General features: G+C 47.8%; 29 protein-coding genes and 2 tRNA genes. 2 read left to right on the forward strand and 29 right to left on the reverse strand.

Translation table 11 applies throughout. From position 1 onward, the window contains the following. Nucleotides 1–52: 52 nt before the first annotated feature. The 5 genes from ACN0UN_RS07815 to ACN0UN_RS07835 form a co-directional block, all read right to left on the reverse strand. A tRNA-Arg gene (locus tag ACN0UN_RS07815) sits at nt 53–129 on the reverse strand. Nucleotides 130–141: 12 nt separating this feature from the next. Then, a tRNA-Ser gene (locus ACN0UN_RS07820) sits at nt 142–234 on the reverse strand. Nucleotides 235–444: 210 nt separating this feature from the next. Then, a complete protein-coding gene (gene csrA, locus ACN0UN_RS07825) occupies nt 445–642 on the reverse strand; it encodes a carbon storage regulator CsrA (RefSeq protein WP_128352003.1) in 198 nt (65 codons plus the stop codon). Between the two features lie 226 nt (nt 643–868). Next, complete coding sequence (alaS, locus tag ACN0UN_RS07830; RefSeq protein WP_417659489.1) at nt 869–3,469, reverse strand: alanine--tRNA ligase; 2,601 nt, start codon at nt 3,467–3,469, stop codon at nt 869–871. Nucleotides 3,470–3,547: 78 nt separating this feature from the next. Beyond that, nucleotides 3,548–4,018 (reverse strand): regulatory protein RecX, encoded by a 471-nt coding sequence (locus tag ACN0UN_RS07835; RefSeq protein ID WP_417659490.1) that lies wholly within the window; start codon nt 4,016–4,018, stop codon nt 3,548–3,550. A 34-nt stretch (nt 4,019–4,052) separates the two neighbouring features. On the opposite strand from ACN0UN_RS07835, the gene ACN0UN_RS07840 reads away from it, so the two are divergent. Continuing rightward, nucleotides 4,053–4,733: an SIMPL domain-containing protein gene (locus ACN0UN_RS07840; RefSeq protein WP_417659491.1), complete on the forward strand. Its 681-nt coding sequence runs from the start codon at nt 4,053–4,055 to the stop codon at nt 4,731–4,733. On the opposite strand, the gene ACN0UN_RS07845 is transcribed toward ACN0UN_RS07840, so the two are convergent. The 24 genes from ACN0UN_RS07845 to ACN0UN_RS07960 form a co-directional block, all read right to left on the reverse strand. Next, nucleotides 4,725–5,771: an agmatine deiminase family protein gene (locus ACN0UN_RS07845; RefSeq protein ID WP_417659492.1), complete on the reverse strand. Its 1,047-nt coding sequence runs from the start codon at nt 5,769–5,771 to the stop codon at nt 4,725–4,727. The genes ACN0UN_RS07840 and ACN0UN_RS07845 overlap by 9 nt on opposite strands. Further along, complete coding sequence (gene rluB, locus ACN0UN_RS07850) at nt 5,768–6,835, reverse strand: 23S rRNA pseudouridine(2605) synthase RluB (RefSeq protein ID WP_417659493.1); 1,068 nt, start codon at nt 6,833–6,835, stop codon at nt 5,768–5,770. The genes ACN0UN_RS07845 and rluB overlap by 4 nt, the downstream gene beginning before the upstream one ends. Nucleotides 6,836–6,840: 5 nt before the next feature. Further along, a complete protein-coding gene (gene scpB, locus ACN0UN_RS07855; RefSeq protein ID WP_417659494.1) occupies nt 6,841–7,422 on the reverse strand; it encodes an SMC-Scp complex subunit ScpB in 582 nt (193 codons plus the stop codon). After that, nucleotides 7,403–8,236 (reverse strand): segregation and condensation protein A, encoded by an 834-nt coding sequence (locus ACN0UN_RS07860; RefSeq protein WP_417659495.1) that lies wholly within the window; start codon nt 8,234–8,236, stop codon nt 7,403–7,405. Before ACN0UN_RS07860 ends, scpB begins: the two co-directional genes overlap by 20 nt. A gap of 5 nt (nt 8,237–8,241) precedes the next feature. Beyond that, complete coding sequence (locus tag ACN0UN_RS07865) at nt 8,242–8,868, reverse strand: L-threonylcarbamoyladenylate synthase (RefSeq protein WP_417659496.1); 627 nt, start codon at nt 8,866–8,868, stop codon at nt 8,242–8,244. 34 nt (nt 8,869–8,902) lie between these two features. After that, nucleotides 8,903–9,730, reverse strand: coding sequence for a PHP domain-containing protein (locus ACN0UN_RS07870; RefSeq protein ID WP_417659497.1), 828 nt, complete (start codon nt 9,728–9,730; stop codon nt 8,903–8,905). Between the two features lies 1 nt (nt 9,731). Further along, nucleotides 9,732–11,747: an FAD-dependent oxidoreductase gene (locus ACN0UN_RS07875; RefSeq protein ID WP_417659498.1), complete on the reverse strand. Its 2,016-nt coding sequence runs from the start codon at nt 11,745–11,747 to the stop codon at nt 9,732–9,734. A 59-nt stretch (nt 11,748–11,806) separates the two neighbouring features. Beyond that, nucleotides 11,807–13,174, reverse strand: coding sequence for a carbohydrate porin (locus ACN0UN_RS07880; protein WP_417659499.1), 1,368 nt, complete (start codon nt 13,172–13,174; stop codon nt 11,807–11,809). 10 nt (nt 13,175–13,184) lie between these two features. Continuing rightward, nucleotides 13,185–15,161: a BCCT family transporter gene (locus ACN0UN_RS07885; protein ID WP_417659500.1), complete on the reverse strand. Its 1,977-nt coding sequence runs from the start codon at nt 15,159–15,161 to the stop codon at nt 13,185–13,187. A 127-nt stretch (nt 15,162–15,288) separates the two neighbouring features. Then, entirely contained in the window at nt 15,289–15,552 is a 264-nt protein-coding gene (gene rpsQ / locus ACN0UN_RS07890) for a 30S ribosomal protein S17 (protein WP_128352015.1), read from the reverse strand. After that, complete coding sequence (gene rpmC / locus ACN0UN_RS07895) at nt 15,552–15,743, reverse strand: 50S ribosomal protein L29 (RefSeq protein WP_128352016.1); 192 nt, start codon at nt 15,741–15,743, stop codon at nt 15,552–15,554. The genes rpsQ and rpmC overlap by 1 nt, the downstream gene beginning before the upstream one ends. After that, nucleotides 15,743–16,156 carry a 50S ribosomal protein L16 gene (gene rplP, locus ACN0UN_RS07900; protein ID WP_092854205.1) on the reverse strand — a complete coding sequence of 138 codons (414 nt, stop codon included), beginning with the start codon at nt 16,154–16,156 and terminating at the stop codon, nt 15,743–15,745. The genes rpmC and rplP overlap by 1 nt, the downstream gene beginning before the upstream one ends. Before the next feature lie 11 nt (nt 16,157–16,167). After that, complete coding sequence (gene rpsC, locus ACN0UN_RS07905) at nt 16,168–16,857, reverse strand: 30S ribosomal protein S3 (RefSeq protein WP_128352017.1); 690 nt, start codon at nt 16,855–16,857, stop codon at nt 16,168–16,170. 11 nt (nt 16,858–16,868) lie between these two features. Beyond that, entirely contained in the window at nt 16,869–17,201 is a 333-nt protein-coding gene (rplV, locus tag ACN0UN_RS07910) for a 50S ribosomal protein L22 (protein WP_128352018.1), read from the reverse strand. A 12-nt stretch (nt 17,202–17,213) separates the two neighbouring features. Next, nucleotides 17,214–17,492, reverse strand: a complete 279-nt coding sequence (gene rpsS / locus ACN0UN_RS07915) for a 30S ribosomal protein S19 (RefSeq protein WP_026860408.1) — start codon at nt 17,490–17,492, stop codon at nt 17,214–17,216. Between the two features lie 16 nt (nt 17,493–17,508). Continuing rightward, nucleotides 17,509–18,333 carry a 50S ribosomal protein L2 gene (gene rplB / locus ACN0UN_RS07920; RefSeq protein ID WP_128352019.1) on the reverse strand — a complete coding sequence of 275 codons (825 nt, stop codon included), beginning with the start codon at nt 18,331–18,333 and terminating at the stop codon, nt 17,509–17,511. Between the two features lie 14 nt (nt 18,334–18,347). After that, nucleotides 18,348–18,650: a 50S ribosomal protein L23 gene (gene rplW / locus ACN0UN_RS07925; RefSeq protein WP_055438604.1), complete on the reverse strand. Its 303-nt coding sequence runs from the start codon at nt 18,648–18,650 to the stop codon at nt 18,348–18,350. Next, nucleotides 18,647–19,252, reverse strand: a complete 606-nt coding sequence (gene rplD / locus ACN0UN_RS07930; protein ID WP_128352020.1) for a 50S ribosomal protein L4 — start codon at nt 19,250–19,252, stop codon at nt 18,647–18,649. Before rplD ends, rplW begins: the two co-directional genes overlap by 4 nt. A gap of 18 nt (nt 19,253–19,270) precedes the next feature. Next, a complete protein-coding gene (gene rplC / locus ACN0UN_RS07935) occupies nt 19,271–19,915 on the reverse strand; it encodes a 50S ribosomal protein L3 (protein WP_128352021.1) in 645 nt (214 codons plus the stop codon). 38 nt (nt 19,916–19,953) lie between these two features. Further along, nucleotides 19,954–20,265, reverse strand: a complete 312-nt coding sequence (rpsJ, locus tag ACN0UN_RS07940; RefSeq protein ID WP_008488677.1) for a 30S ribosomal protein S10 — start codon at nt 20,263–20,265, stop codon at nt 19,954–19,956. 380 nt (nt 20,266–20,645) lie between these two features. Beyond that, nucleotides 20,646–21,845 (reverse strand): dipeptidase, encoded by a 1,200-nt coding sequence (locus ACN0UN_RS07945; RefSeq protein ID WP_417659501.1) that lies wholly within the window; start codon nt 21,843–21,845, stop codon nt 20,646–20,648. Nucleotides 21,846–22,029: 184 nt separating this feature from the next. Continuing rightward, nucleotides 22,030–22,302: a hypothetical protein gene (locus ACN0UN_RS07950; RefSeq protein WP_128352023.1), complete on the reverse strand. Its 273-nt coding sequence runs from the start codon at nt 22,300–22,302 to the stop codon at nt 22,030–22,032. Between the two features lie 178 nt (nt 22,303–22,480). Then, nucleotides 22,481–23,509 carry a tRNA dihydrouridine(20/20a) synthase DusA gene (dusA, locus tag ACN0UN_RS07955; protein WP_417659502.1) on the reverse strand — a complete coding sequence of 343 codons (1,029 nt, stop codon included), beginning with the start codon at nt 23,507–23,509 and terminating at the stop codon, nt 22,481–22,483. Between the two features lie 65 nt (nt 23,510–23,574). Continuing rightward, nucleotides 23,575–25,116: an amidase gene (locus tag ACN0UN_RS07960; RefSeq protein WP_417659503.1), complete on the reverse strand. Its 1,542-nt coding sequence runs from the start codon at nt 25,114–25,116 to the stop codon at nt 23,575–23,577. 69 nt (nt 25,117–25,185) lie between these two features. Between ACN0UN_RS07960 and zur the strand changes: the two genes are divergently transcribed. Then, nucleotides 25,186–25,626, forward strand: coding sequence for a zinc uptake transcriptional repressor Zur (zur, locus tag ACN0UN_RS07965; protein WP_417659504.1), 441 nt, complete (start codon nt 25,186–25,188; stop codon nt 25,624–25,626). The last annotated feature ends 22 nt before the right edge of the window (nt 25,627–25,648 follow it).

Consider the following 25,648-nt stretch of genomic DNA (forward strand, 5'->3'; position numbering starts at 1 on the left):
ACTCTATCCAATTGAGCTACGAGTGCGTGTATTAGGTCTTATTGTCAACAAATGGCGCACTCGGGAGGACTCGAACCTCCAACCGCTCGGTTCGTAGCCGAGTACTCTATCCAATTGAGCTACGAGTGCGTTGTTGACAAATGGCGGTGAGGGAGGGATTCGAACCCTCGATAGAGCTACAAACCCTATACTCCCTTAGCAGGGGAGCGCCTTCAGCCTCTCGGCCACCTCACCGCTTACTTGTGGCGATGAATTCTAGCGACCTTGAAAAATATGTCAAACGATTTTTTGGAAATTGGTGTTTGTTTGTGGGAATTTTAAACATCTCGGACAAAATTCAGGCACAACCGTCCATTTTGAGATAAATAACCTGAATCCGTTATTTCACTGAACATACGTTTCGATCAAAAAAGCCGACCTCATTGGGTCAGCTTTTTTGCAAAATCATTCTTTGTCTTCTGGTTTCTCGCTGTCTTGGTGCTCAGCTTGAATACGCATATAAATTTCTTCACGGTGAACAGAGACATCTTTAGGTGCATTTACCCCGATACGCACCTGATTCCCTTTTACACCCAATACAGTGACTGTGACCTCATCGCCTATCATTAAGGTCTCACCCACTCTGCGGGTTAAGATCAACATTAGCCTACTCCTTCCCTACTTCTGTGTCCCATGCGGTTCAGTATAGATCATTCCCGCACCATCAGCCTGTTATTTTTCGCCTCAATGAATATATCACAATTGTTATAACAATCACTACCTTATTGCGTACTTATTCACCGAAACCCGAATAAGCACGGACATTCTAACAAGGAACAGCTGTCAGTACACCCGCACATCATCCAAACTAACCGTATCATCGCGCTATCTATCGCAATAATGCTTCCAACTTCGTTTTCGCTGCACGAAGTGCACTATCTAACTTGGTTGGATCTGCGCCGCCGGCTTGCGCTAAATCAGGTCGGCCACCACCTTTACCGCCAACTTCCGCCGCTGCCACATTGACGACATCGCCGGCTTTAACACGGCCGGTTAGATCGTTCGTTACACCGACAATCAAGCTGACTTTTTCTTCCGCAGCGAGCCCTAAAACAACAACGCCAGACTGCAGCTGGTTTTTTAAATCATCAACCATGCTGCGTAAGGCTTTAGCTTCAACACCAGCCACTTCAGCAATTACGACTTTTACGCCATTAATATCTAACGCATTACCAATTAAGTCGGAACCCGCTTGTGCAGCAATTTTCTGACTTAATTCATCTATAGTACGTTCAAGCTGACGACTACGATCAATCTGTTGTTGCACGCGTTCTGCCACGTGCATCGCGTCAGTTTTAAGCAGACTTGCTGCCTGGCGTAATTGTTGCTGCTGTTGCAAGGTAAACTGAACAGCTCCGGCGCCAGTAACTGCTTCAATTCGGCGCACACCTGAAGCAATACCCGCTTCAGAAATTATGCGAAACGCGCCAATATCACCCGTCTGTCGCACATGTGTACCGCCGCATAGTTCCATGGAGAAATCCCCCATGCGCAACACGCGAACCTCATCGTCATATTTCTCACCAAATAACGCCATTGCGCCAGCTTTTTTCGCGTCCTCAATTGGCATGACCGCCGCACTAACGTGAAGATTCTTGTAAATTTCTTCATTCACTTGGCGCTCTATTGCATCAAGTTGCTCGGCTGTTACAGATTCGAAATGTGAAAAGTCAAAACGCAAACGTTCGGCAGTTACCAGTGAGCCCTTCTGGGTAACATGCTCACCCAAAAGATTACGTAATGCAGCATGCAATAAGTGCGTTGCTGAATGGTTTCGCTTAACTGCTTCACGACGGTGAGAATCAACATGAGCGGCCACCTTGTCACCAACTTTAAGTGTCGCAGCTGCTTGCCCATGGTGGGCTATGGCCTTACCGATATATTGGGTGTCTTCAACTACAAATTCGCCACCATTCACAATCAGTTTGCCGGTATCACCAATTTGCCCGCCACTTTCAGCATAGAACGGCGTACGTGTCAGTACCACGATGCCTTTACTTTCGGCAGGCAACTCTGAAACAGCTTCACCATTGGCAAATAGCTCTACAATTTCACTTTCGCCTGTAACATCGGTGTATCCCAAAAACTCTGATTTCTGACTCGACTTTAAGCGCTCGTTGTAATCAACACCAAAATTGGATGCTTGTTGGGCACGCTGACGTTGTGCTTCCATTGCTGCATTAAAGCCAGCCTCATCAATGGTTAAGCCCTTCTCGCGCGCCATGTCAGCGGTAAGGTCCATCGGAAAACCGAAGGTGTCATACAACTTAAACACCAACTCACCTGGAAGCACTGTGTCGTCAAGCTCAGTGAGCGCTTCATTCAAAATATTTAGGCCACGCTCAAGCGTTTTACCAAACTGCTCTTCTTCGCGTTGCAACGCTTGTTCTATAACTTTCTGTTTATCTTTCAGCTCCGGGTAAGCATCGCCCATTTGTTCAACCAAACTCGCCACAAGCTTATAGAAGAAAGTCCCTTGTGCACCTAACATACTGCCATGTCGCACAGCACGGCGAATAATGCGACGTAATACATAACCGCGCCCCTCATTCGAAGGTTGCACGCCGTCAGCAATTAAGAAGCTGCATGAACGAATATGATCAGCAATTACGCGTAGCGACTTATTATCTAAATCATCGGTTCCAATAATGCTTGCTGCTGATTTGATCAGTGCTTGAAATAGGTCAATTTCATAGTTGCTATGTACATGTTGCAATACAGCAGCAATCCGCTCTAAACCCATGCCGGTATCAACCGAAGGCTTTGGTAATGGCAGCAAAGTACCATCGGCCTGGCGGTTGTATTGCATGAATACTAGATTCCAGATTTCAATGTAGCGATCGCCGTCTTCTTCTGGCGTTCCCGGTGGGCCACCCCAGATTTCTTCGCCGTGATCATAGAAAATTTCAGAGCATGGCCCACATGGCCCGGTGTCACCCATTGCCCAAAAGTTATCTTTTGCCCCAATACGTGAAATGCGATCGGTCGGCACGCCTATTTCTTTAGCCCAAATGTCGTATGCTTCGTCATCTTCAGTGAACACCGTTACCCACAATTTTTCTTTCGGTAACTTCAACACATCCGTCAGGTATTCCCACGCATATTGAATCGCTTCGCGCTTAAAGTAATCGCCAAAACTAAAATTACCCAACATTTCAAAAAACGTATGATGGCGCGCTGTGTAACCTACATTTTCAAGGTCGTTATGCTTTCCGCCGGCTCTCAAGCAGCGCTGAGATGATGTCGCACGGCTGTAATCACGTTGTTCATCACCTAAAAACACATCTTTAAACGGCACCATACCCGCATTGGTAAACAGCAAGGTTGGATCATTGCCAGGGATTAAAGATGCTGATGGAACCCGTTGATGGCCCTTTTCAGCGAAGAACGCGAGAAACGCTTCACGAATTTCCGCACTGGTCATTTGCATGGACTACTTCCTACGACGTTTGGGGTTAGTTTATGACTAAAGATAGGGCAAAATGCTACCATGAAAGATTCACGACGACTAGTCTGCAAAGGCTTTAGCTTGGCGTTCAAGCGCATGGTTAATTACTTCGAAACTAAACCCGCGTTGTAATAAATGACGCATAATTTTATCGCGTTGCTTCCTATCAACTGCGGGCATTTCGCCAAACTTTCTAATCAACCGCTGATAACAAGCCTCATGCCAGTCCGGTTGTTCATGCTTTAAAACCAGTTCAACGAGCTCCGCGGGAATACCTTTTTGGGGTGCTTGAGCGGATATTTTTCTCAGTCCGTCACCGCGTGCTATACACGTTCGAACCCATACATGAGCAAAGCGTTCATCCGACTGCCAACCATGTTCTTGCGCCTTTTTAAGAACCAAGTCTATGGTACGGTGGTCAAAGCCTCGTTGCTTTAGTTTTTGGTGCAATTCGCGAGCACTGTGTTCGCGACGCGCAAGGAGGCGTACCACAACCTCCTCCGCTTGCTGTATATTGTTTTCACGTTCCATTTGCACCTACTTACATTCACCCCATGGAGGTGTTATGACTGCTCGTAAAATGTCAATTCTGCTAATCGGTTGCTTAACTCTAGCTGCTTGCCAACCAATAACTCAAGAACCTCGCACGCTGACAGTTTCGAGTCATGCCGAAGTTCAGGTTGAACCCGACCAGGTAAACATCAATTTAAGTATCAATCGCGAGGGCGAGGATCTCACCTTACTCAAGCAACAAATTGATACCACCACGGCCGCGATCATAACATTTTTGCGCGAGCAGCAAATTGATGACCGTGATATCACGTCTTATCAAATTAATGCTTCGCCGCGTTACGACTACAAAGATGGTGAACGCCTTCAACGCGGCTATACCGCCACCCGTCAGGTCAGCGTGCTGCTTCGCCAAGTATCAAACTACGATACGATAATCAATCAGGCGCTAGAGGTTGGTGCAACGCATATTCTTAACTCTGAATTTTTGGTGAGCGAGACCGAAGCCCTATACCAACAAGTGCTCGAACAAGCCGTTGTCAATGCGTGGACGAAAGCCGATAAAATGGCACGTGCTGCCAACAGCGCAGTGGCCGATGTGCTACAAATTCAGGAAAGTAGTCAAACACCGGTACGTTATGAAGCAAGCATGCGTATGCAACAAGCAGCAGATGTGAGTTTGCCAGGTACCAATAAAATACGAGCTCAGGTGCAAGTGACCTATCAACTAGAGTAAGTTGTTGGCCGCAGCTGGTAGCGGCAGAGTCATACAGTGCAGCGCACCGCCTGCCTTGATAAATTCGTCGGCGGGTGCGGCAATGATTTTCAGTGTGGGCGCCGCCGCTTGCAGCATTCGAACCGCCTCTTTATCGCTATCCAAACCGAATTGAGGCACTACAACGCAGTCTCCAACACGCACAAAATTAACGTAGCTTGCCAGCATCGGCGCCTTTCCGCGCTCAAAAACACCGTGTACCCGCCGCACAGAAGTAAATTCATTCATGTCAGGCGCAATCGGCTCCGGCTGCGGTAAAACCACAACGTTATATGCGCGGCCTTGTATGTTGCGCCACTCACGCACGTGCTCAAGCTGTCGCTGATATGCGTCGAAAAGCTCGCCCGGAGTACGGGGGATGCTCACGACAAGCGTATCTTCATTAAGAAATTGAACCTGGTTGTCGGTATGCCCACCCGTTTCATCCGCAGGGTTCGCGAAATCGAGCCAATAAATTTGCTCAATACCCAACGGCTCACTTATCTGTTGCTCCTGTTGTGCGCGAGATAAGTGGCTATTATTTCGGGCGACACTCACCCCGTGGACAATTGCGGTGCCTTGCCCGTCTGTAGCTATAGCGCCACCTTCAAAAACGAAGTCATGGATTGCACATGGCACTTGCAATTGACCCGCTAATTTCGCCGCAAAAGCTTGGTCATCCTCACAATTTGGATAGAGCCCATGCCACGCCGAAAAAGCAAAACTATGCGCTGTAATTTGCGCATTTTCTGTTTCGCACCATAGCGGCCCGATATCACGAGGCCATGCATCGTTGTAGGGTAAAATAAGCGTTTTTACGGCGTGAGGGAGTTGCTTGCGCGCCAAAGTGAATTGCTCTGGATGAACGCCGATAAGCATAGGATAGTGCGGTGAAAGTATTTCCCACAATGCAATTAGCTGGCGTTGAGCAGGTTTCCCCTGCTCACGCCAAACATCATCTCTAAACGGCCATAAACTAAGCAGCGGCCCGGCTAAACGCCAGTCAGCGATTAAGCTCATGTGCGCGTGCGTTTACGACCAGTTGCTTTGCGTTCTTTCGGCTTACGTGTGGTTGGCTTACGTTCATTGGGTTTACGGCCATCCGGTTTACGTTGGTCCGTGGACCGTGAATCAGGCCGCTCGCGATCACCTGGCTTACGCGACTTTGGTCGCGATTGGTCATTTTTCTTACGTGAATCAGGTTTACCTGTTGCAGGCTGTGCTTGATCTGCTGTTGGCGCACTTTGCCCACGTTGCTGCAGTTTTTGTGCGTTCACGCGGCGCGCACGTGAATAACGTTTTTGCCGTGATTCACCTTGGCGCGGATCAACGAACGTTCGCGTTTCCGCCGGTAAGCCAACAAGCTCGCGTAGGTAATTGATTTCTTTAATCGGCAGTTCACCCCAACCACTTTGCGGCAAACCTTGCTCAAGCTTGATATTCCCGTAACGAACGCGAATCAAGCGACTAACTTGAACCCCTTGGGATTCCCACAAACGACGAACTTCTCGATTGCGTCCCTCGGTTAACATGACACGAAACCACTGGTTCATGCCTTCGCCGCCGCCACGTTTAATTTCTTTAAATGATGCTGGACCATCTTCGAGCTGCACACCCTGCTTCAGTTTGCGCATCATCTCGTCAGTCACTTCACCAAATATGCGGACCGAATATTCACGCTCAATTTCATGCCCTGGGTGCATTAAGCGGTTGGCAAGTTCACCATCGGTAGTGAACAACAGCAAACCTGATGTGTTCACATCAAGCCGACCAACAGCAACCCATCGTGAACCTTGCATGCGTGGCAAGCGATCATAAACGGTCGGCCGCCCTTCTGGGTCTTTGCGCGTGCAAAGTTCACCTTCAGGTTTGTGGTACATCAGTACTCTGCACACCACATCTTCGGGCTGTTTAATACTGGCTTCGCGGCCGTCAATTCGAACCACCGCATTGCTGTCAATTCGCTCGCCTAAACTGGCGACTTGACCATTCACGCTCACGCGACCAGCCGCAATCATTGTCTCAAGCTCTCGGCGAGAACCATGACCAGAACGGGCTAGTACTTTTTGTAACTTTTCACTCATGGGTATTACTCTGTATTTGTCGCTGTCTCAGCGGTTGTTTGAACGGCAGATCCTTTTGGTGAAACCTTTTCAGGCGCCTCAGGAATAGCCGGTAATTCAGATAAATCTTGTAAACTAAAATAGTCTAAAAACTCATTTGTTGTCGCGTAAAGCTGCGGACGCCCGGGTACTTCACGGTGCCCAACCACTTTTATCCAACCACGTTCTTGCAATGTCTTCATAATGTTGGAGCTTACGCTCACACCACGAATCTCTTCAATATCACCCCGGGTTATCGGCTGGCGATAGGCAATTAATGCAAGGGTTTCAAGTAACGCCTGCGAATAACGTGGCGGCTTTTCTTGCCACAAGCGGCTTATTATACCACCCAATTCCGCGCGCGTCTGAAATCGATAACCTGAGGCAACTAAGGTTAATTGCACACCACGTTCCTGATAGTCGTTGCGTAACTCGCTCAGCACCTCTTTGAGTTGCTTACGGCTAATGCTTTCCTCGCTAAAATGCTCAAATAACTGCGTTTCAGTTAATGGCTGCTCAGCAACAAAGAGGAGTGCTTCAATCGCTTGTTTAAGTTGTGGAGTCTGCATAAATTTGCTCACGGTTCGTGACATGAATCTCACTAAAAGCATCAACTTGAACCACTTCAATCAACGCTTCTTTCACCAGTTCTAAAATAGCCAAAAAGCTTACAACAACACCCGCTTTGCCCTCACTTGGTTCAAAAATATCTGCGAATCGCAACCGCTGGTTGCTTTGCAATAAATCCAAGATGCGGCTCATGCGCTCACGTGTGGATAATTTCTCCCGTTGCACTTGATGGTGGTTTTGTAATTTTGCGTGTGCTAAAGCTTGGCTAAATGCCAATGCTAACTCAGCTAGCGCCACTTCAGGTAAGTGTTGTTCAATGAGTTCTTGTGCGTCGGTCATGGCTTGCGCAACGAAGTTATCCCGCCCTGTTTGCGGCATCGCATCAAAATGTTGGGCACCCTGTCTGATTGATTCATATTCTTGCAACCGTCGCACTAACTCGGCGCGCGGATCGTGCTCTTCGTCATCTTCAGCAGGAGGGCGTGGTAATAACATACGACTTTTTATTTCAGCTAACATTGCCGCCATAACCAGATAATCGGCCGCCAACTCAAGTTTGAGATCTTTCATCATCTCAACGTATTCCATGTACTGGCGTGTAATCGGTAGAATCGGCAAATCAACAATGTCGAGTTTTTGCCGACGAATCAGATACAGCAATAGATCCATCGGCCCCGAAAAGCTTTCTAAGATAAGTTCAAGTGCGTCAGGCGGAATATAAAGATCTTCCGGTTTATCAATGACTGGTTCACCACGAACAAAGCCCAGTGGCAGTGATTGTTGTTGCGGGGTGCTTGCGTCAGCCGAGCTCATGTAGGTTACTGATCCACAAAAGGTGAAACGTCCCCAGCCCCTTGCCGCGCTACTTTTACAACATCATCCGCGAGGTCGATGACGGTGGTTTGCTCTTCAGCACGGTGCTCGCCATCAATGATTAAATCGACCTGGCGTTCTAATCTTTCGCGAATTTCGTTAGGGTCTGATTCTGCGAATTCATTGTCATCCAGAATCAAGCTGGTTGACATTAATGGCTCTCCCAAAGCTTCGAGCAAGGCCATTACAATTGGATCATCAGACACACGAATACCAATTGTTTTGCGCTTAGGATTCAACAAGCGACGCGGTACCTCTTTGGTACCTTTTAGAATAAATGTATATGCACCAGGCGTGTTGTTTTTTAATAAGCGAAAGGCTGGATTATCGACTCGCGCATAGATAGATAATTCAGAGAGATCGCGACACATCAGTGTAAAATTATGATCTTTATCGATATTTCGAATACGACAAATGCGTTCCATGGCATTTTTGTCACCAATACGACAGCCAATGGCATAACCAGAATCTGTCGGATACACGACAACGCCACCCTTTAAAATAATCTCGGCTGCTTGTTGAATTAAACGCTTTTGCGGATTTTCTGAATGTATACTGAAATATTGGCTCATAAAGCTATGTAATGTCCCGTTATACCTAGTCTTATTATGACCATTTCGTCCATATTGGCACACAGCGCTCAGGTAGACAAAGGTTTTTACCCAATTCACGCCAGCGGGCTGGGTAATGAAAATCCGAGCCTACAGAGGCCAGCAAGCCGATTTCTTCAGCAAAGGTCGCCAGTGCTTCCCGTTGGCCAGGTGCTTGTGTACCAATAGCAACTTCAACACCATCTACACCCGCTGCTTTTGCCTCATGCAGTAATCGTCGCAGCCACTTGTTGCTCAACTGATATGCATGCGGATGCGCAATAACACTGACACCTCCGGCAGCTTTTACACTGGCAGCAGCGTCAGCTAGCGAAACCCAATCGGTCGCAATGTAAGCCTGCTGCCCTTTGCCGAGATAACGCCGGAATGCCGTCTCGAATGAACTCACCCAGCCACCTTCTACTAACGCATCGGCTAAATGCTTTCGGGTTGGCATCGTCATCGCTTGCGCCAGCGGCGGCTGCACGTCAATGCCAGCGTTGTGTAGCTTCGCAACCATCGCTTGATAACGCTCTCGGCGACGCTGCTGTTGCACATTTAATAATTCAACAATACTCGGCGCCTGTTCATCAAAGTTGAGTGCCACCAAGTGCACCTCGAACTGCTCCCAGCGACACGTTATTTCCGTACCTGAAATAAGCTTTAACGGACTGTTTTGCGCGCTGATCGCCTCTCGTGCTTCGGCTAATCCGGCAATTGAATCATGATCGGTTAACGCCAAATGGCTGACACCGAATTCGTGCGCGCGGCTCACCAAGTCCGCTGGGCTTAGTGCGCCGTCGGAATAGTAGCTGTGGCAATGTAAATCGTATTGCTGTGTCATATCAAATGGCTGCCGCAAGTTCTGCACCCTGACGAATAGCGCGTTTAGCATCAAGCTCGGCTGCAACGTCAGCACCACCTATCAGGTGCACCGATACCCCCCGTTGCTCGAGTTCTTGGAATAATTCACGTTGTGGTACCTGCCCAGCGCAGACCACAATGGTATCCACCTCTAACAACTGCTCTTTACCATCAATTTCTATCCAAAGTCCGTTATCAGTAACGCGCTTGTAGCTTACGCCAGCTATCATTTCGACGCCTTTTTTCTTCAATGTTGCTCGATGTACCCACCCTGAGGTTTTACCGAGCCCAGCGCCTACCTTTGAAGTTTTGCGTTGTAACAACCAAACTTCCCGTGGGCTGTGTTCTTCTGCTTGTGGTTTTAAACCGCCGCGCGTTTCGTAACTTTCGTCAACACCCCAAATATCCAACCACTCGTGTACATTTAATGTCGGCGACTGTTCCGTGGTGATGTATTCAGCCACATCAAACCCGATACCTCCGGCACCGATAAGTGCAACTTTCTTGCCAACCGGCTTATGATCGCGCAACACATCGATATAGCCCAACACGTTGTCAGAATCTATACCCGGTATATCAAGCTGCCGCGGTACGACCCCCGTTGCGAGAACCACCTCATCAAACCCACCCGCAGCTAAACTTTCTGCACTCTGGCGGGTATTGAGGTGAACCTTCACACCGCAGTCTACAAGGCGGTTTTTAAAGTAACGAATGGTTTCATGAAATTCTTCTTTGCCTGGAATTTGCTTCGCATAGTTAAACTGACCGCCAATAGCTGCGGCGGCATCAAATAAATGTACCTGATGGCCTCGCTCCGCCGCACGGCACGCAAATTCGAGACCCGCAGGGCCTGCGCCTACTACAGCAACCTTTTTAGGTTGCTGCGCCGGAGTAAACACTAACTCGCTTTCATAGCATGCCTGAGGATTAACCAAGCAACTGGCACGTTTATTTTCAAACACATGGTCCAGGCACGCCTGATTACAAGCAATGCAGGTATTGATTCTGTCCGCTTGGTCGCGCTCAGCTTTATTAACGAAGTTGGCATCTGCCAGCAACGGCCGAGCCATCGAAACCATATCGGCTTCTTTATCGGCAAGTATTTTTTCGGCAACCTCTGGTGTGTTAATCCGGTTCACTGCTACCACCGGAATCGACAACTCTTTGCGCACTTTTGCCGTAATCCAGCTAAATGCAGCACGTGGCACTGAAGTGACAATGGTCGGTACACGCGCTTCGTGCCAACCAATACCGCTATTTATAATTGTCACACCAGCCTTTTCAACCGCTTTACCTAACGCGATCACTTCATCATACGTGTTGCCTTCTGGCACCAAATCGAGCATCGACAAGCGGTAAACAATAATAAACTTTTCACCAACGGCGGCACGAATTGCCTTAATGATTTCCAGTGCCAAACGGCTGCGATTCTCAAACGAACCACCCCACCTATCGGTGCGCTTGTTGGTTCTGCGGCAAATAAACTGATTGATTAAATAGCCCTCAGAGCCCATTACTTCAACGCCATCGTAGCCAGCTTTTTGAGCCAACTTTGCGGCACGCGCGAAATGGCGAATGGTCGTGAGAATTTGGCGTTCGCTCATTGCCTTCGGTTTAAAAGGGTTAATGGGCGCTTTGATTTTGCTTGGTGCAACAGAAAACGGGTGATAGGCATACCGACCCGTATGCAGAATTTGCATGCATATTTTGCCGCCGTTTGCGTGCACGGCCTCCGTCACTTTGCGATGCTTCGCAACATGCCAAGGTCTGCTGAGTTCACTGCCAAACGGGCTCACACGTCCGCGGAAATTGGGACTAATACCCCCCGTTACGATAAGCCCGACACCACCTTTTGCGCGCTCTGCGTAAAAAGCCGCCAACTTATCGAAACCGTTTTTTTCCTCTTCTAAACCTGTGTGCATTGAACCCATGAGCACACGGTTCTTGAGTTGGGTAAAACCTAAATCAAGTGGCTGAAATAAATGGGGGTATTTCATTGGCACAGTGACCTCAACTTAAACAACTGTTTGAATAAGGCCACTGTACTCATTTTTACTTAAAAATAATAGCCTATATTGATGTTGAATCGCGTGTTGGTGTCTTTCGCATCGCCACTCATAGAGCCACCTACAAACGGCTGATTACGTGCAGTTACCAAATCAAAATAAGTGTATAAGCCCCCTGCCGCCACAGCAAAACCAAGCACATTCATTAAAGTCTCTTCGGTATATAAGCGCTTATCGGTCATCAGACTAAAATCATTGTAAAACGTTAAGTTGGTCACCGGCCCCCATTTTACTGGCATGCTGTATGCAATATTTGCCGTATAAAGTGTTGCCTTGCTCGGTATCGTATCAAAATAGTTGTAGGCGCCAACGACAATACCGATATCTGGTGAGTCCATGTCGTAGTCATACTGGGACACTTGTCCCATAAAGGTCCAGCGATCATAATTATAAAGCCCATGCACTGCCCAAGCTGAACGTTCACCGACATTATCAATGCCATCGTTCATGTCGCCCCATTGCAATGACGCGCCGAACTCGGCCGAACTAAGTTCATCCATGGTCCACTTTCGAACGCCACGCACTGCCCAGCTATTCGTTTCTGCAGCCAGAGCGTCTGGGTTATCATACAAGCCTTCACCGGCGACTCTCAGCCCGACTGCATCGTACGCATAGCGATCAGATTTATTGGTAGCTAAACCATCCGCACCACCAAGTTCATCGGACTTGAAAAAAGCTATATCGAAATCCCAGTCGGCATCGCGATACCGCATTTTGGCGCCCATATCGTGGTCATCCTCAAGCCCAACATAGAAGTTAGAACTAAAGAAATAACTGTTCGAATTATACGGCGTATTGCCAAATGGCACTTTGGTGACACCAAGTTGGCCCTGCCAGTTTTCGGTGAAGTTGTAACCAACCCAAGCGTGCTGCACTACGTCCATATACTGGAACCAACGGTATTGAGCCGATAAAACAACATCACCAATTTCGCCGCTGTAATCGAGGCGAATTAAATCAAAATCAAAATCACCGCCACGATCTTTTATCGGATCGTTATAATCTTCCCAAACATATTGCGTACGAACCGCACCACCAATACGAATCGGATCATTTTCTGCGGTTTCCAGGTCTTCTTCTAAACGTTCCACACGTGCAGCCAATGCCGAGCTTTTTACTTCGCGGCGCGGCGCAAACTCTTCCGGCTGCTGTTCATTGACCGGTTCCGATGAACTATCTTCCTGCGCAACGCGCTGCTCGAGGTCAAGAACGCGTTGTTTAAGTTGTTCAATTTGGTTGAGCAGTTGCTGCAATTCTTCTGCACTACTGCGCTCACTGGTTTGAGCTAGCGCAGTAGGTAACATTAATGCAGACGTTAATGCGGCCGCAACCGAAACAGCTATGATTGTGCGCTTCATAGTCAACTCCTTAGCGTAATACATGCAAAAAGTGCATGTGCTTATGATAGTGATCGATAATGTCGCCAATCACAGCGTCGCGTGACCAACCGAGAATGTCATAGTCTTGACCACCTTCGCGTAAATGAACCTCTGCCCGGTAGTATTTTTGCTCTTCCGGCGCTTCCGTTGGGTCCGCGTCAGCATCCGCGTAAACAAATGCAGGCTGAATATGAGAAGACAACTGAACATGGTAGATAAAGTCGATTTCATCACCATGGATAACTCGAAATATTTTAATATTCTTATCGTCGCATTGCAGTTGAACGGTTAAACCGCTGGCTTCCATTTCTTTTGCTACTTCGGCAAATGCGGGCTCAACAACCTGCAGTAAAAAGCGCTGTCCAACCGACTTACTTGGAAAGTCGATGATGTTGTGTAACCGCTCGCGCCAATTCTTATTGCTCGATGCCGACGCAGTCAGGTAGTTGTTTTGTAAGGTATCTTTTTTATGAACATCAACGCGCAAGGCTCGAATCAAACCGTAAGTAGCAATAAGCAGAATCACAGTAAATGGCAGCGCACTGGCTATTGTCATGGTCTGCAGCGCACCTAATCCGCCTGCAAGCAGCAGCACAATAGCAACGATGCCCTCACCGCTTGCCCAAAAAATACGCTGCCACGCCGGCGTATCATCGCGACCGTTAGAGCACAGCATATCAACAACCATTGAGCCTGAATCTGAAGAGGTTACAAAGAAAACCACAACCATAAGCGTTGCTATCACACTAAGCACACCGCTCCAGGGAAATTGCTCTAGGAATGCAAATAGCGCGATTGAGACATCGTTCTGAACCATTTCGCCAAGTGACGTTACCCCCTGATTGAGGATCATATCAATCGCGGAATTACCAAAGAACGTCATCCACATGAGTGTGAAGCCTGTAGGCACCAGCAACACACCAAGCACAAATTCTCGAATGGTACGGCCGCGCGAAACACGTGCAATAAACAAGCCAACAAATGGTGCCCAGCTTAACCACCAGCCCCAATAGAATACGGTCCAACCACCAATCCAGTCGGTTTTCTCGTAGGCAAACAAGTTAAACGTATTATTGACTAGCTCGGAAACGTAAGAGCCGGTGTTCTGCACGAATGCCTGCAATAAAAACACCGTTGGCCCCAGCAGGAGTACAATAACCAGCAGCACAACTGCCAATATCATATTCAACTCAGACAAACGACGAATACCCTTATCCAGCCCGGTTGTTACCGAGATAACGGCCAGCAAAGTGACGCCAACAATAAGTAAAACTTGAACCGTGTCGGATACAGGTACATCGAATAGATAATTAATACCGGCATTTATTTGGGTAACCCCGTAACCTAGCGACGTGGCCACACCGAATACTGTTCCTATTACCGCAAAAACATCCACAACATGACCGATTGGCCCATAAATACGGTCGCCAATCATGGGGTACAGAGCTGAACGAAGCGTCAGTGGCAACCCATGACGGTATGCAAAAAAGGCTAAAATTAGCGCCACAATTGCATAAATAGCCCAGGCATGGAGGCCCCAGTGGAAGAAGGTTATCTTCATAGCTTCCCGAGCAGCCTCAACCGAGCCTGCGTCACCAACTGGAGGCGCTAAAAAGTGCATGACGGGTTCGGCAACACCGAAGAACATCAATCCGATGCCCATGCCTGCTGAAAACAACATCGAGAACCACGACAAGTTTGAGTAGTCCGGCTCAGAATGGTCAGGGCCTAGCTTGATTGTGCCCATACGGGAAAAGCCGAGGTATAAAACACTGAGCAAGATAATCGCAACAGCGAGTACATAGAACCAACTGCCATTTTCAATTATCGCTGACTGAATTGCCTGAAACCAAGAGTCCGCTGTTTCTGGAGCAATTGCGGCGAACAAAAGAATTGCAACAATAAGACCTGCTGCACTGAAAAATACTGGGGGATTTAAACGTGCCGGTTCATGGGTATCGGTCATCGTATCTCCTTGCTGGAATTGAAAAACTTTTACCCAGTATAACCATACTTTACAGTTTTTTCCTGCCAGCAAAAAAAAACGGCCTCCCGAAGGAAGCCGTTTATATTACACGTTTATTGGTAATCGATTAGATTACTAATGCGCGCTCTACAATTTCAACAAGTGCCCAAGTCTTAGTCTTGGATACTGGACGCGTTTCGCGAACAATCACGGTATCGCCAGTTTTACACTCATTGTTTTCGTCGTGTGCGTGCAATTTCGTGGTACGGGTAATGTACTTACCATATACCGGGTGTTTAACACGGCGAGTTACCGCAACAGTAATGGACTTGTCCATTTTATCGCTGGTTACACGACCTTGCAGAGTACGAACACGTTTTTCTTCAGCCATTACGCACCTGCCTTCTCAGTCAGAATAGTCTTCACACGTGCGATATCACGACGCACTTGCTTCAACATGTGAGTTTGATTCAGCTGACCAGTTGCTGCTTGCATGCGCAGATTGAACTGCTCACGACGCAAACCCAGCAATTCTTCTTGCAGCTGCTCAACGGTTTTTTCTTTCAGTTCGCTAGCTTTCATTACATCACCGTCCGAGTTACAAAGGTGGTTTTGAATGGCAGCTTACGTGCCGCAAGGTCAAACGCTTCACGCGCCAACTCTTCCGAAACACCGTCCATTTCATACAGGACACGACCTGGCTGAATTTGAGCTACCCAGTATTCCACGCTACCTTTACCTTTACCCATACGCACTTCAAGAGGCTTTTGAGTAATTGGCTTATCAGGGAACACGCGGATCCAGATCTTACCTTGACGTTTCACGTGACGCGTCATGGCACGACGAGCCGCTTCGATTTGGCGAGCTGTCATACGACCACGCTCAACCGATTTTAAACCGAAAGTACCGAAGCTGACTTTGTTACCTGCTTGCGCCAGGCCGCGGTTACGGCCCTTGTGTACCTTACGGAATTTAGTACGCTTTGGTTGTAACATATCGTATCTCCTTACTTACGGCCTTTAGGGCGTTTTGCTGGAGCTGCTGGTTTTTCCTCAGCAACAGGCATACCGCCAAGAACTTCGCCTTTGAAGATCCATACTTTGATACCAATGATACCGTAAGTGGTGTTAGCTTCAGCGGTTGAATAATCGATGTCTGCACGCAATGTGTGCAATGGCACTCGACCTTCGCGGTACCATTCGGTACGTGCGATTTCCGCGCCGCCTAAACGGCCGCTAACTTCTACTTTGATACCTTTGGCGCCAAGACGCATTGCGTTCTGAACCGCGCGCTTCATAGCACGACGGAACATTACACGGCGCACTAGCTGGCCAGCGATATTTTCAGCAACCAGTTGTGAGTCAAGCTCAGGCTTGCGCACTTCTGAGATGTTGATTTGCGCAGGAACACCAGTCAGTTTTGAAACTGCTTGACGCAATTTCTCAACGTCTTCGCCTTTCTTACCAATCACAACGCCTGGACGGGCTGTGTGGATAGTCACGCGGATGCTCTTGGCAGGACGCTCGATGACGATACGAGAAACTGACGCGCTGGCCAATTTTTCGTTCAACATCTTACGAACCAAATGATCACTGTGCAGGTTATCAGCAAAATCTTTCGTATTCGCGAACCAGGTTGAATTCCATGGTTTGGTGATACCTAGGCGAATACCATTAGGATGTACTTTCTGACCCATAATTTTATCTCCTAGCTATCTGATACAACCACAGTAATGTGGCTGGTACGCTTTAAGATACGATCAGCACGACCTTTCGCACGAGGCTTGATGCGTTTCATGGTTGGACCTTCGTCTACCATGATTTTAGCAACTTTTAACTCGTCGATGTCGGCACCTTCGTTGTGTTCAGCATTCGCAATCGCTGACTCCAACACCTTTTTCAGCAGCAATGCTGCATCTTTAGGGCTGTAGTTCAAAACGTCCAGCGCTTTCGCTACTGGCAAACCGCGAATCTGATCCGCTACCAAACGCCCTTTTTGCGCAGAAAGCTTGGCAAACTTGTGAATAGCAATAGCTTCCATCTCATGTCTCCCTTAGCGTTTCTTCGCTTTCTTATCAGCGGCGTGGCCACGATAAGTGCGTGTTGGTGCGAATTCACCAAGCTTGTGACCAATCATTTCGTCAGAAACGAAAACTGGTACGTGCTGGCGACCATTATGAACAGCAATTGTTAGGCCGATCATATCAGGGATAATCATTGAACGACGGGACCAAGTTTTAATTGGCTTTTTGTCCCCGGCTTCCAACGCTTTCTCCACCTTGTTAAGTAGGTGAAGGTCTATAAATGGACCTTTTTTAAGAGAACGTGGCATGTTAGATCCTCAACTCTTATTTGTTGCGACGACGTACGATGAACTTATCTGTACGCTTGTTCTTACGGGTCTTATAACCCTTAGTCGGAGTACCCCATGGGGTAACCGGATGACGACCACCTGAAGTACGACCTTCACCACCACCGTGTGGGTGATCAACTGGGTTCATCGCCACACCGCGAACGGTAGGACGAACACCACGCCAGCGCGTTGCACCAGCTTTACCCAATTGACGCAGCATGTGTTCTGCGTTGCCTACTTCGCCGATGGTTGCACGGCAGTCCGACTGAATTCGGCGCATTTCGCCAGAACGCAGACGTACAGTAACGTACGCGCCGTCACGAGCTAGAAGCTGTACTGACGCACCAGCTGAACGAGCCAACTGTGCACCTTTACCAGGCTTCATTTCGATAGCGTGTATTACTGAACCCACTGGAATGTTACGCAGTGGCAGTGTGTTACCGCTTTTAATCGGTGCATCTGAACCAGAAGCTACTTTATCACCAGCTTTCATGCCTTTTGGAGCAAGAATGTAGCGACGTTCGCCATCTGCGTACAGAATCAAAGCGATGTTCGCTGAACGGTTTGGATCATATTCCAAACGCTCAACTTTCGCTGGGATACCGTCTTTATCGCGTTTAAAGTCGACCATACGGTAGTGATGCTTGTGACCACCGCCAATATGACGAACTGTAATGCGACCATTGTTATTACGACCACCTTTCTTGTTGTTTTTATCCAACAATGGGGCGTAAGGCTTACCTTTGTACAGGTCTTCGTTAACCACTTTAACGACGTGGCGACGACCTGGAGACGTAGGCTTACACTTAACTAATGCCATGTGAATTCCTCCTGTTACTCAGCGCCGCCGACGAAGTCGATGTCCGCACCTTCTTTCAGTGTGACATACGCTTTTTTCCAGTCGCTGCGCTTACCGAAGCGAGCGCCGGTACGTTTGGTTTTGCCTTTTACGTTCACAGTGCGAACGCCTTCAACTTCAACTTCAAACAACTTTTCTACCGCTGCTTTGATTTGAGGTTTAGTTGCGTCTTTCGCTACTTTGAACACGACAGTGTTAGCTGTTTCTGCAGTCGTAGTAGACTTTTCAGAAACGTGAGGAGCAAGAATTACAGTCAGCAAACGTTCTTCGCGCATCATGATAATACCTCCTCGATTTGCTTCACTGCGTCAGCAGTCATCAAAACTTTTTCAAAAGCAATCAGGCTTACTGGGTCAAGACCTTGAACGTCGCGAACATCAACTTTATGCAAGTTGCGTGCGGCTAAGAACAAATTCTCTTCCACTTCTTTAGTCACGATAAGAACGTCGTTCAAATCCATTGACTTCAGCTGAGCTGCTAATGCTTTAGTTTTTGGTGAATCAACACCAAATTTCTCTACCACGATTAAACGGTCTTGACGAACAAGTTCAGACAAGATGCTTTTCATTGCACCGCGGTACATTTTCTTATTTACTTTTTGGTCGTGGCTGCGTGGTTTCGCTGCAAACGTAGTACCACCAGAGCGCCAAATTGGGCTGCGGATAGTACCTGCGCGAGCGCGGCCAGTACCCTTCTGACGCCATGGCTTTTTGCCACCGCCAGATACTTCAGAACGCGTCTTTTGTGCCTTGGTGCCCTGACGAGCGCCTGCAGCATAAGCAACGACTACCTGATGAATCAGAGCTTCGTTGAACTCACGTCCAAAGGTAGCTTCGGAAACTTCAAGAGCGCCTTTTGCGTCTTTTAATGTTAATTCCATCACCATTCTCCTCAGACGTTACGCCTTTGCCTTGACTGCTGGCTTAACGATTACATCGCCGCCAATAGCACCAGGGACAGCACCACGAATCAGCAACAAGCCACGCTCTGCGTCTACGCGTACTACGTCAAGCGTTTGTACGGTAATTTGCTTGTTACCCATCTGACCTGCCATCTTTTTGCCCTTGAATACCCGACCCGGAGACTGGTTCTGACCGATAGAACCCGGCGCACGATGCGACAACGAGTTACCATGGGTAGCGTCTTGAGTACGGAAATTCCAGCGCTTAACAGCACCTTGGAAACCTTTACCTTTAGAGGTACCGGTAACGTCTACTTTTTTGGTGTCCGCAAAAATTTCTACAGTGATTTCTGAACCCACTGCGTAATCATCACCTTCACCGTTCTCTAGGCGGAATTCCCAGAGACCGCGACCTGCTTCGACACCCGCTTTCGCGAAGTGACCAGCAAGTGGTTTAGTAACGCGGTTTGCTTTTTTTGTACCTGCAGTCACTTGAAGCGCGCGGTAACCGTCAGTTTCCTCAGTTTTCACCTGAGTCACACGGTTTGCTGTCACTTCGATCACAGTAACAGGTACAGAAGCGCCGTCTTCTTGGAAGACGCGAGTCATTCCTACTTTACGACCGACTAGACCAATAGCCATTGTTAAAACCTCTCGTGTGTAATCCTATTACTGTCCGCTTAACCCAGGCTGATCTGAACATCAACGCCCGCCGCAAGATCCAAACGCATAAGCGCGTCTACAGTCTTGTCAGTTGGGTCCATGATGTCGATCAAACGCTTGTGGGTACGGATTTCGTACTGGTCACGCGCATCTTTGTTCACGTGTGGTGAAATCAACACAGTGAAACGTTCTTTGCGCGTTGGCAGTGGGATTGGGCCACGTACCTGAGCACCAGTGCGTTTTGCAGTCTCAACGATTTCTGCAGTCGACTGGTCAATCAGACGATGATCGAACGCTTTCAAGCGAATCCGAATTCTTTGATTAGCCATAAAAATCAAAGCCTCAATTAATAAAGAGCATTTAAAAAAGAGCACAGAAAAAAACCGACACCCTGGCAGCATACCGGGCGTGGCATTTTCAACGAAAAATCCATTCAATCCCCTATCGGGACTGCTGTGGCAACCAACTACCAGTGCTGAAATCCTTAACGGGGATCAACACTGTGGCCGCGAATTATACGCTTTTGAAGGGGAAAAGCAACATTGATGTTCGTTATTCGTTATTCGTTAATCGTTATTGGTTACTGGTTAGTCGTGGAAAAGAAAAATCTCCGCGCACGAAGTGTGGCGGAGATTTCTTTGTTTACGCTTTTGGTGTTTCGCTTTTTCGAATAACCAATAACGAATAACCAATAACGCTCTTTTAGTTCTTAGTGTTTCGCTGCGTAGTCTTCGGCTTCGCGCCATACACGAACAAAGTTTTTATATAAAACTTTCTCGATGTCAGCCTCGCTGTAACCGCGATCAAGAAGACCTTGAACTAAGTTTGGATAGGTTGTTACATCTTTTAAGCCAACCGGTAATGAGTCACCTACGCCGTCGTAGTCAGAGCCAATACCGATATAATCGATACCCACTAGGTTTTTCACGTGGTCGATGTGGTCAAGAACTTCTTCAAGTGTGGCATACGGGAACGGGTTTTTAGCACGAACTTCTGCGATACGCTTTTCAGCCTCATCAGAACCTTCACCAAACTGTTCATTAATAGCCGCAATTTGTTTGCGTACAATGTCACCGTAACGATTCGCCTGTTGCGTCACAAACGATGAACCGAAGTTGATCATAATAACACCGCCATTTTTGGCGAGGCCTTTAATCATTTCGTCGCTCATATTGCGTTCAAACCCTGGAGTGTAGGTGCGCAACGATGAGTGCGATGCAATAACTGGCACTTCAGATATTTCGACGGCTTGCCAAAACGCTTCATCTGATACGTGTGAAATATCAACCATCACACCGACTTTATTCATCTCTTTGACCAGCTCTTTACCGAACGGGCTCAAGCCATTCCACTGACGTCGAATATCATAGGATGAGTCTGAGATATGGTTCGACTGGCTATGCGCCAATGTAATATAACGAATACCACGATTGTAGAATTCGTATAAATTATTCATGTCGCCTTCAATCGGTGAACCATTTTCCATGCCAAGTGCGATAGAAATTACACCGCGTTCTTGTTGCTGCATTGCTTGGTCAACGCTATAAGCCATCGCAAATTTGTGCGGCGCGCGCCAGGCGAGTGCTTCCATACTATCTATAAGCTGATGCGCCAATTGATAGCTGGCACCTTTGGTTTGTTCTAATTGAGCAGGAATATAAATCGACATGAATGGGACGTTCAATCCGCCCTGCTTCGCACGTGGATAATCAAAATCGCCGCGCTCTGTTGCACGCGTTACGTCTTCCCAGTCTTTATTCAGACGGTATGGCACATCGATATGGGTATCGATGATCAGATTTTTTTGTGCAATTTCATGCGCACGCTCACTCGCGGTGTACTGCTGAGCTGCGGCTGCAGTTGTCAGGCTTAGGGCGCCGACCAAACCCAAAACAAGCGGCTTATTCACGCTGCAACTTCCTCTTTATAATAGTTAAAAGTGAAGTTCAGCCTACCACATGTTTACTACGCATTCACTTGGATTTGTCGACGCTCACCGCAGTGGAAACGATAACGACCGCACCTGCAACCACTGTACCCAATACAGGGGCGGCCATCATCACAACCAACAAACTAGATTGCATCCACATCGATTATTCCTCGTTGCCAGCTAAGTAATCAGCTGCGGCTTCTGCCACGGTTGAGGCAACTCGGCTTGGATTTAATGCAAATTTAAACTCAGCAAAATACTGCACCAGTTCTAATTGGTTTTCTGCTTTAACTTGGCTGCGAGTTACTTCAACTTCCTGCTGAATGCTGCGCTGCAAAGAAGACTCAAGCACGTCACGTGGTTGTGATTCGTTAGCAAAAGCAGAACCTGCAAATACGCTAGATAATAAAATGACTGTTGCGATAGTGGTTTTCATGGGTTATCTCCTGTTAAAAAAGTGACTATTTATTTAGTCGACAGGAATAATGCAAAGGTTGTGCCAATTTCTAAATTTTATTGTGACTCTTTAATTAACTTCATGTTTTCAGTACGTTAGAAATGAAAAAGCCGTACATGTGTACGGCTCTTCGGTGTGGTATGGAACAAAGGGAATGTTAACTAACATCAGCCTCGTTAGCGAAATCGGCTACTTTTTCGGCAAAATGTAAACGTGCTTGAATAACTTCACCATATGCAGTCTCTATGACGCTACGCGCATCCACGGCCGTTGGCCCTTGCTGGCTTAATACCTGACGCCACTTTTTGGCACCCGGGCCACCTTGAAATAGCCCGATCATATGGCGCAGTACATGCCAAGGACGCCCACCTTTTGACACATGCACATCGGTATAGCTAATCATTTTTTCTAAGACATGTTCAATGTTCAACTGCTGGTGTTCACCGAACAAACCGTCAAATTGGGTTAGTAGCAATGGGTTTTGATAAGCTTCTCGCCCGATCATGACACCATCTACGTACTCCAAATGATGCTTAATTTCGTCAACGGTCTTAATCCCACCATTTATTGAAATATGTAGCTCCGGGTACCGTTGCTTCATGCGATACACGCGATCATAACGCAGCGGTGGAATATCACGATTTTGCTTCGGGCTTAATCCTTTCAACCAAGCGTTGCGCGCGTGCAAGGTAAAATGCTCACAACCGGCATCAATCACCGGCTCAAGGAAGGCTTGCAGATATTCGTCACTATCGTGCTCGTCTATGCCAAGTCGCGTTTTCACTGACACTACCGTGTTGGGCGATGCAGCCTTCATCGCTTTCACACAAGCAGCGACCGTTTCAGGTTGCGCCATAAGACAAGCACCAAAGCTGCCATTCTGAACGCGATCAGAAGGGCACCCTACATTAATATTAACTTCGCGGTAGCCACGCTCAGCAGCTCGAACTGTGCAGTCGGCCATGGCTGCCGGATCGCTACCACCAAGTTGCAACACCACGGGTTGCTCCGCAGCGTTGAATTGTAAGAAGTCCATTTTCCCGTGAATAATCGCGCCGGTAGTGACCATTTCAGTGTAAAGCACTGATTTATGCGTTAATAACCGATGAAAATACCGACAGTGACGGTCCGTCCAATCGAGCATAGGCGCAATCGATATCAATTTGTCAGCGTAGTTTATAGTCATCGGTTCTCAATTTAACGTTAGTTCATCAGTTCAAATAAAACGGCGCGAGATTCTACCACTCTTGCTCAGTAAGGGCTAGCCAACACTGGTGCACGACGTGCTTGCGTTCTCACCTCATAACCGTATGCGGCTTCAATCAAGGTTGCTTCACTATTTGCGGTACCAAAAAAGCTCAACCCTACTGGCATGTGATGCACAAAACCCATAGGAACGGTAATGTGTGGGTAGCCAGCAACCGCAGCTGCACTGCTGGCAGAACCTGTAAAATGGTCGCCATTAATAAAGTCAATTTTCCACGCTGGGGAAACTGTAGGGGCAATCAGTACATCAAGGTTGTTCGCTGACAGTAAGGCATCAATGCCCTCCTCCCGCGCTTTACGACGCGCATCCTTCAGTGCTTTTTCATAGCCTTCACGGTCGCTTTGGCGCGCCAGAGCCATTTCAAACAGTTCCTGACCGAACCACTTCATGGTGACGCTTGATTCCGCCTTATTCGCAGCAATCAAATCTTCAAGAGTACTGAACTCAGGATGCGGGCTTTGCTCAAAGTAAGTACGCAGCCCTTCGCCAAATTCATACAGTAACACCGAGTACTCATCGCCGCCCCAATTGCGCCCGTTCGGAAACTCCAAATCGTCAACAATGGTTGCACCGGCAGCTTTCAATACATCCAGTTGTGCATTAAATACCTGGTCCAGCTGACTGTTGTAGCCCGCTAAGTCGCGCATCACACCGATACGCTTACCTGCAAGTCCGTCACGGTGTAAGCTTTGCGTATAATCAATGTCTGAAGCGAAGCTCGCTGAATCGCTTTTATCTAAGCCACGCATTGCCATCAGCAGGTGCACAGCATCTGCAACACTACGTGCAATTGGCCCTGCTGTATCTTGGCTGTGCGAAATGGGAATAATGCCATCACGACTCAACAAACCGACTGTTGGCTTAATAGTTACCACACCGCTAATAGCTGACGGGCAAACTAAGCTGCCATCGGTCTCGGTACCTACTGCCACGGTTACAAAGTTAGCGCTTACTGCAACCGCAGATCCTGAGCTCGAACCACAGGCTGTGCGGGTCGTGTCGTAGGGGTTCTTTACTAAACCACCCAAGCTACTCCAGCCCGAAGAAGAATGGGTTGAACGAAAATTTGCCCATTCGCTTAGGTTTGCTTTACCAAGGATAATCGCGCCAGCATCGCGCAACTGCTGTACAATAAAAGCATCGTCCGGCGGCATATGATCGCGCAGAAGATAAGAACCGGCTGTATTTGCTAACCCATCCGCTGTATCAATGTTGTCTTTCAATAATACGGGTATTCCGTGCATCGGCCCGCGGTATTTCCCTGCTTGTCGTTCAGCATCAAGTTTCGCTGCAGTGTCCAGTAATTTCTCACGCTGTTGCAATGAGATAACTGCGCGAAGGTTTGCGCCGTCAGTATTATGTTTCTCAATCTGCGTTAAATAACGCTCAACCAGCACAACACTTGTTAATTCGCCGCGTTTAAATTGCTGCTGTAACGCGTCAATTGAAGCTCCGTCTGCGGCAATTGCCACAATACTGAACACATACAGACAAACCAACAATCCCAGTTTTTTTATCATTTTCATTGTTGTTTCCTTTAATAAGCCAATAGATGGAGCTTTGCGTCTTATGATTCCGATGGTAAACTGCGCTCTATGAACACACAAGAAACCCAACGCCTGATTAATAAGGCTGAAAAACTTTGCGAACAACGTGGCGCACGCTTAACGCCAGCGCGCCGCGAAGTGTTTGAAATATTAGCCGGTCAAGCCGGAGCTATCGGTGCTTATGATTTATTGGACAAGCTGAAAGCCGCTGTTCCTAACGCAAAGCCACCGACAATTTATCGTGCTCTGGACTTTTTGCAAGAGCAGGGTTTCGTCCACAAAATCACATCATCCAATAGTTACGTACTATGCACCCATTTTGACCACCAACACCCCGTACAAATGCTGATTTGTGAGCAATGCGGTTCGGTACAAGAAATTCAGTCAGACGGTGTTTACGACGCGTTGCGCAAGCAAGCGGAAGATCAAGGATTCAAAGTGATTTCGCAATCCATAGAAGCACATGGACTTTGTAAAGCTTGTGTGTAACTTTTCTAGCGAGAATAGCGGG

The sequence above is a fragment of the Pseudidiomarina sp. genome (assembly GCF_048267825.1).
Lineage (GTDB): Bacteria > Pseudomonadota > Gammaproteobacteria > Enterobacterales > Alteromonadaceae > Pseudidiomarina.

Coding starts and splice junctions, on each gene's coding strand:
- csrA (WP_128352003.1), bottom strand. CDS start 642: ATGTTGATCTTAACCCGCAGAGTGGGTGAGACCTTAATGATAGGCGAT.
- alaS (WP_417659489.1), bottom strand. CDS start 3,469: ATGCAAATGACCAGTGCGGAAATTCGTGAAGCGTTTCTCGCGTTCTTC.
- ACN0UN_RS07835 (WP_417659490.1), bottom strand. CDS start 4,018: ATGGAACGTGAAAACAATATACAGCAAGCGGAGGAGGTTGTGGTACGC.
- ACN0UN_RS07840 (WP_417659491.1), top strand. CDS start 4,053: ATGACTGCTCGTAAAATGTCAATTCTGCTAATCGGTTGCTTAACTCTA.
- ACN0UN_RS07845 (WP_417659492.1), bottom strand. CDS start 5,771: ATGAGCTTAATCGCTGACTGGCGTTTAGCCGGGCCGCTGCTTAGTTTA.
- rluB (WP_417659493.1), bottom strand. CDS start 6,835: ATGAGTGAAAAGTTACAAAAAGTACTAGCCCGTTCTGGTCATGGTTCT.
- scpB (WP_417659494.1), bottom strand. CDS start 7,422: ATGCAGACTCCACAACTTAAACAAGCGATTGAAGCACTCCTCTTTGTT.
- ACN0UN_RS07860 (WP_417659495.1), bottom strand. CDS start 8,236: ATGAGCTCGGCTGACGCAAGCACCCCGCAACAACAATCACTGCCACTG.
- ACN0UN_RS07865 (WP_417659496.1), bottom strand. CDS start 8,868: ATGAGCCAATATTTCAGTATACATTCAGAAAATCCGCAAAAGCGTTTA.
- ACN0UN_RS07870 (WP_417659497.1), bottom strand. CDS start 9,730: ATGACACAGCAATACGATTTACATTGCCACAGCTACTATTCCGACGGC.
- ACN0UN_RS07875 (WP_417659498.1), bottom strand. CDS start 11,747: ATGAAATACCCCCATTTATTTCAGCCACTTGATTTAGGTTTTACCCAA.
- ACN0UN_RS07880 (WP_417659499.1), bottom strand. CDS start 13,174: ATGAAGCGCACAATCATAGCTGTTTCGGTTGCGGCCGCATTAACGTCT.
- ACN0UN_RS07885 (WP_417659500.1), bottom strand. CDS start 15,161: ATGACCGATACCCATGAACCGGCACGTTTAAATCCCCCAGTATTTTTC.
- rpsQ (WP_128352015.1), bottom strand. CDS start 15,552: ATGGCTGAAGAAAAACGTGTTCGTACTCTGCAAGGTCGTGTAACCAGC.
- rpmC (WP_128352016.1), bottom strand. CDS start 15,743: ATGAAAGCTAGCGAACTGAAAGAAAAAACCGTTGAGCAGCTGCAAGAA.
- rplP (WP_092854205.1), bottom strand. CDS start 16,156: ATGTTACAACCAAAGCGTACTAAATTCCGTAAGGTACACAAGGGCCGT.
- rpsC (WP_128352017.1), bottom strand. CDS start 16,857: ATGGGTCAGAAAGTACATCCTAATGGTATTCGCCTAGGTATCACCAAA.
- rplV (WP_128352018.1), bottom strand. CDS start 17,201: ATGGAAGCTATTGCTATTCACAAGTTTGCCAAGCTTTCTGCGCAAAAA.
- rpsS (WP_026860408.1), bottom strand. CDS start 17,492: ATGCCACGTTCTCTTAAAAAAGGTCCATTTATAGACCTTCACCTACTT.
- rplB (WP_128352019.1), bottom strand. CDS start 18,333: ATGGCATTAGTTAAGTGTAAGCCTACGTCTCCAGGTCGTCGCCACGTC.
- rplW (WP_055438604.1), bottom strand. CDS start 18,650: ATGATGCGCGAAGAACGTTTGCTGACTGTAATTCTTGCTCCTCACGTT.
- rplD (WP_128352020.1), bottom strand. CDS start 19,252: ATGGAATTAACATTAAAAGACGCAAAAGGCGCTCTTGAAGTTTCCGAA.
- rplC (WP_128352021.1), bottom strand. CDS start 19,915: ATGGCTATTGGTCTAGTCGGTCGTAAAGTAGGAATGACTCGCGTCTTC.
- rpsJ (WP_008488677.1), bottom strand. CDS start 20,265: ATGGCTAATCAAAGAATTCGGATTCGCTTGAAAGCGTTCGATCATCGT.
- ACN0UN_RS07950 (WP_128352023.1), bottom strand. CDS start 22,302: ATGAAAACCACTATCGCAACAGTCATTTTATTATCTAGCGTATTTGCA.
- dusA (WP_417659502.1), bottom strand. CDS start 23,509: ATGACTATAAACTACGCTGACAAATTGATATCGATTGCGCCTATGCTC.
- ACN0UN_RS07960 (WP_417659503.1), bottom strand. CDS start 25,116: ATGAAAATGATAAAAAAACTGGGATTGTTGGTTTGTCTGTATGTGTTC.
- zur (WP_417659504.1), top strand. CDS start 25,186: ATGAACACACAAGAAACCCAACGCCTGATTAATAAGGCTGAAAAACTT.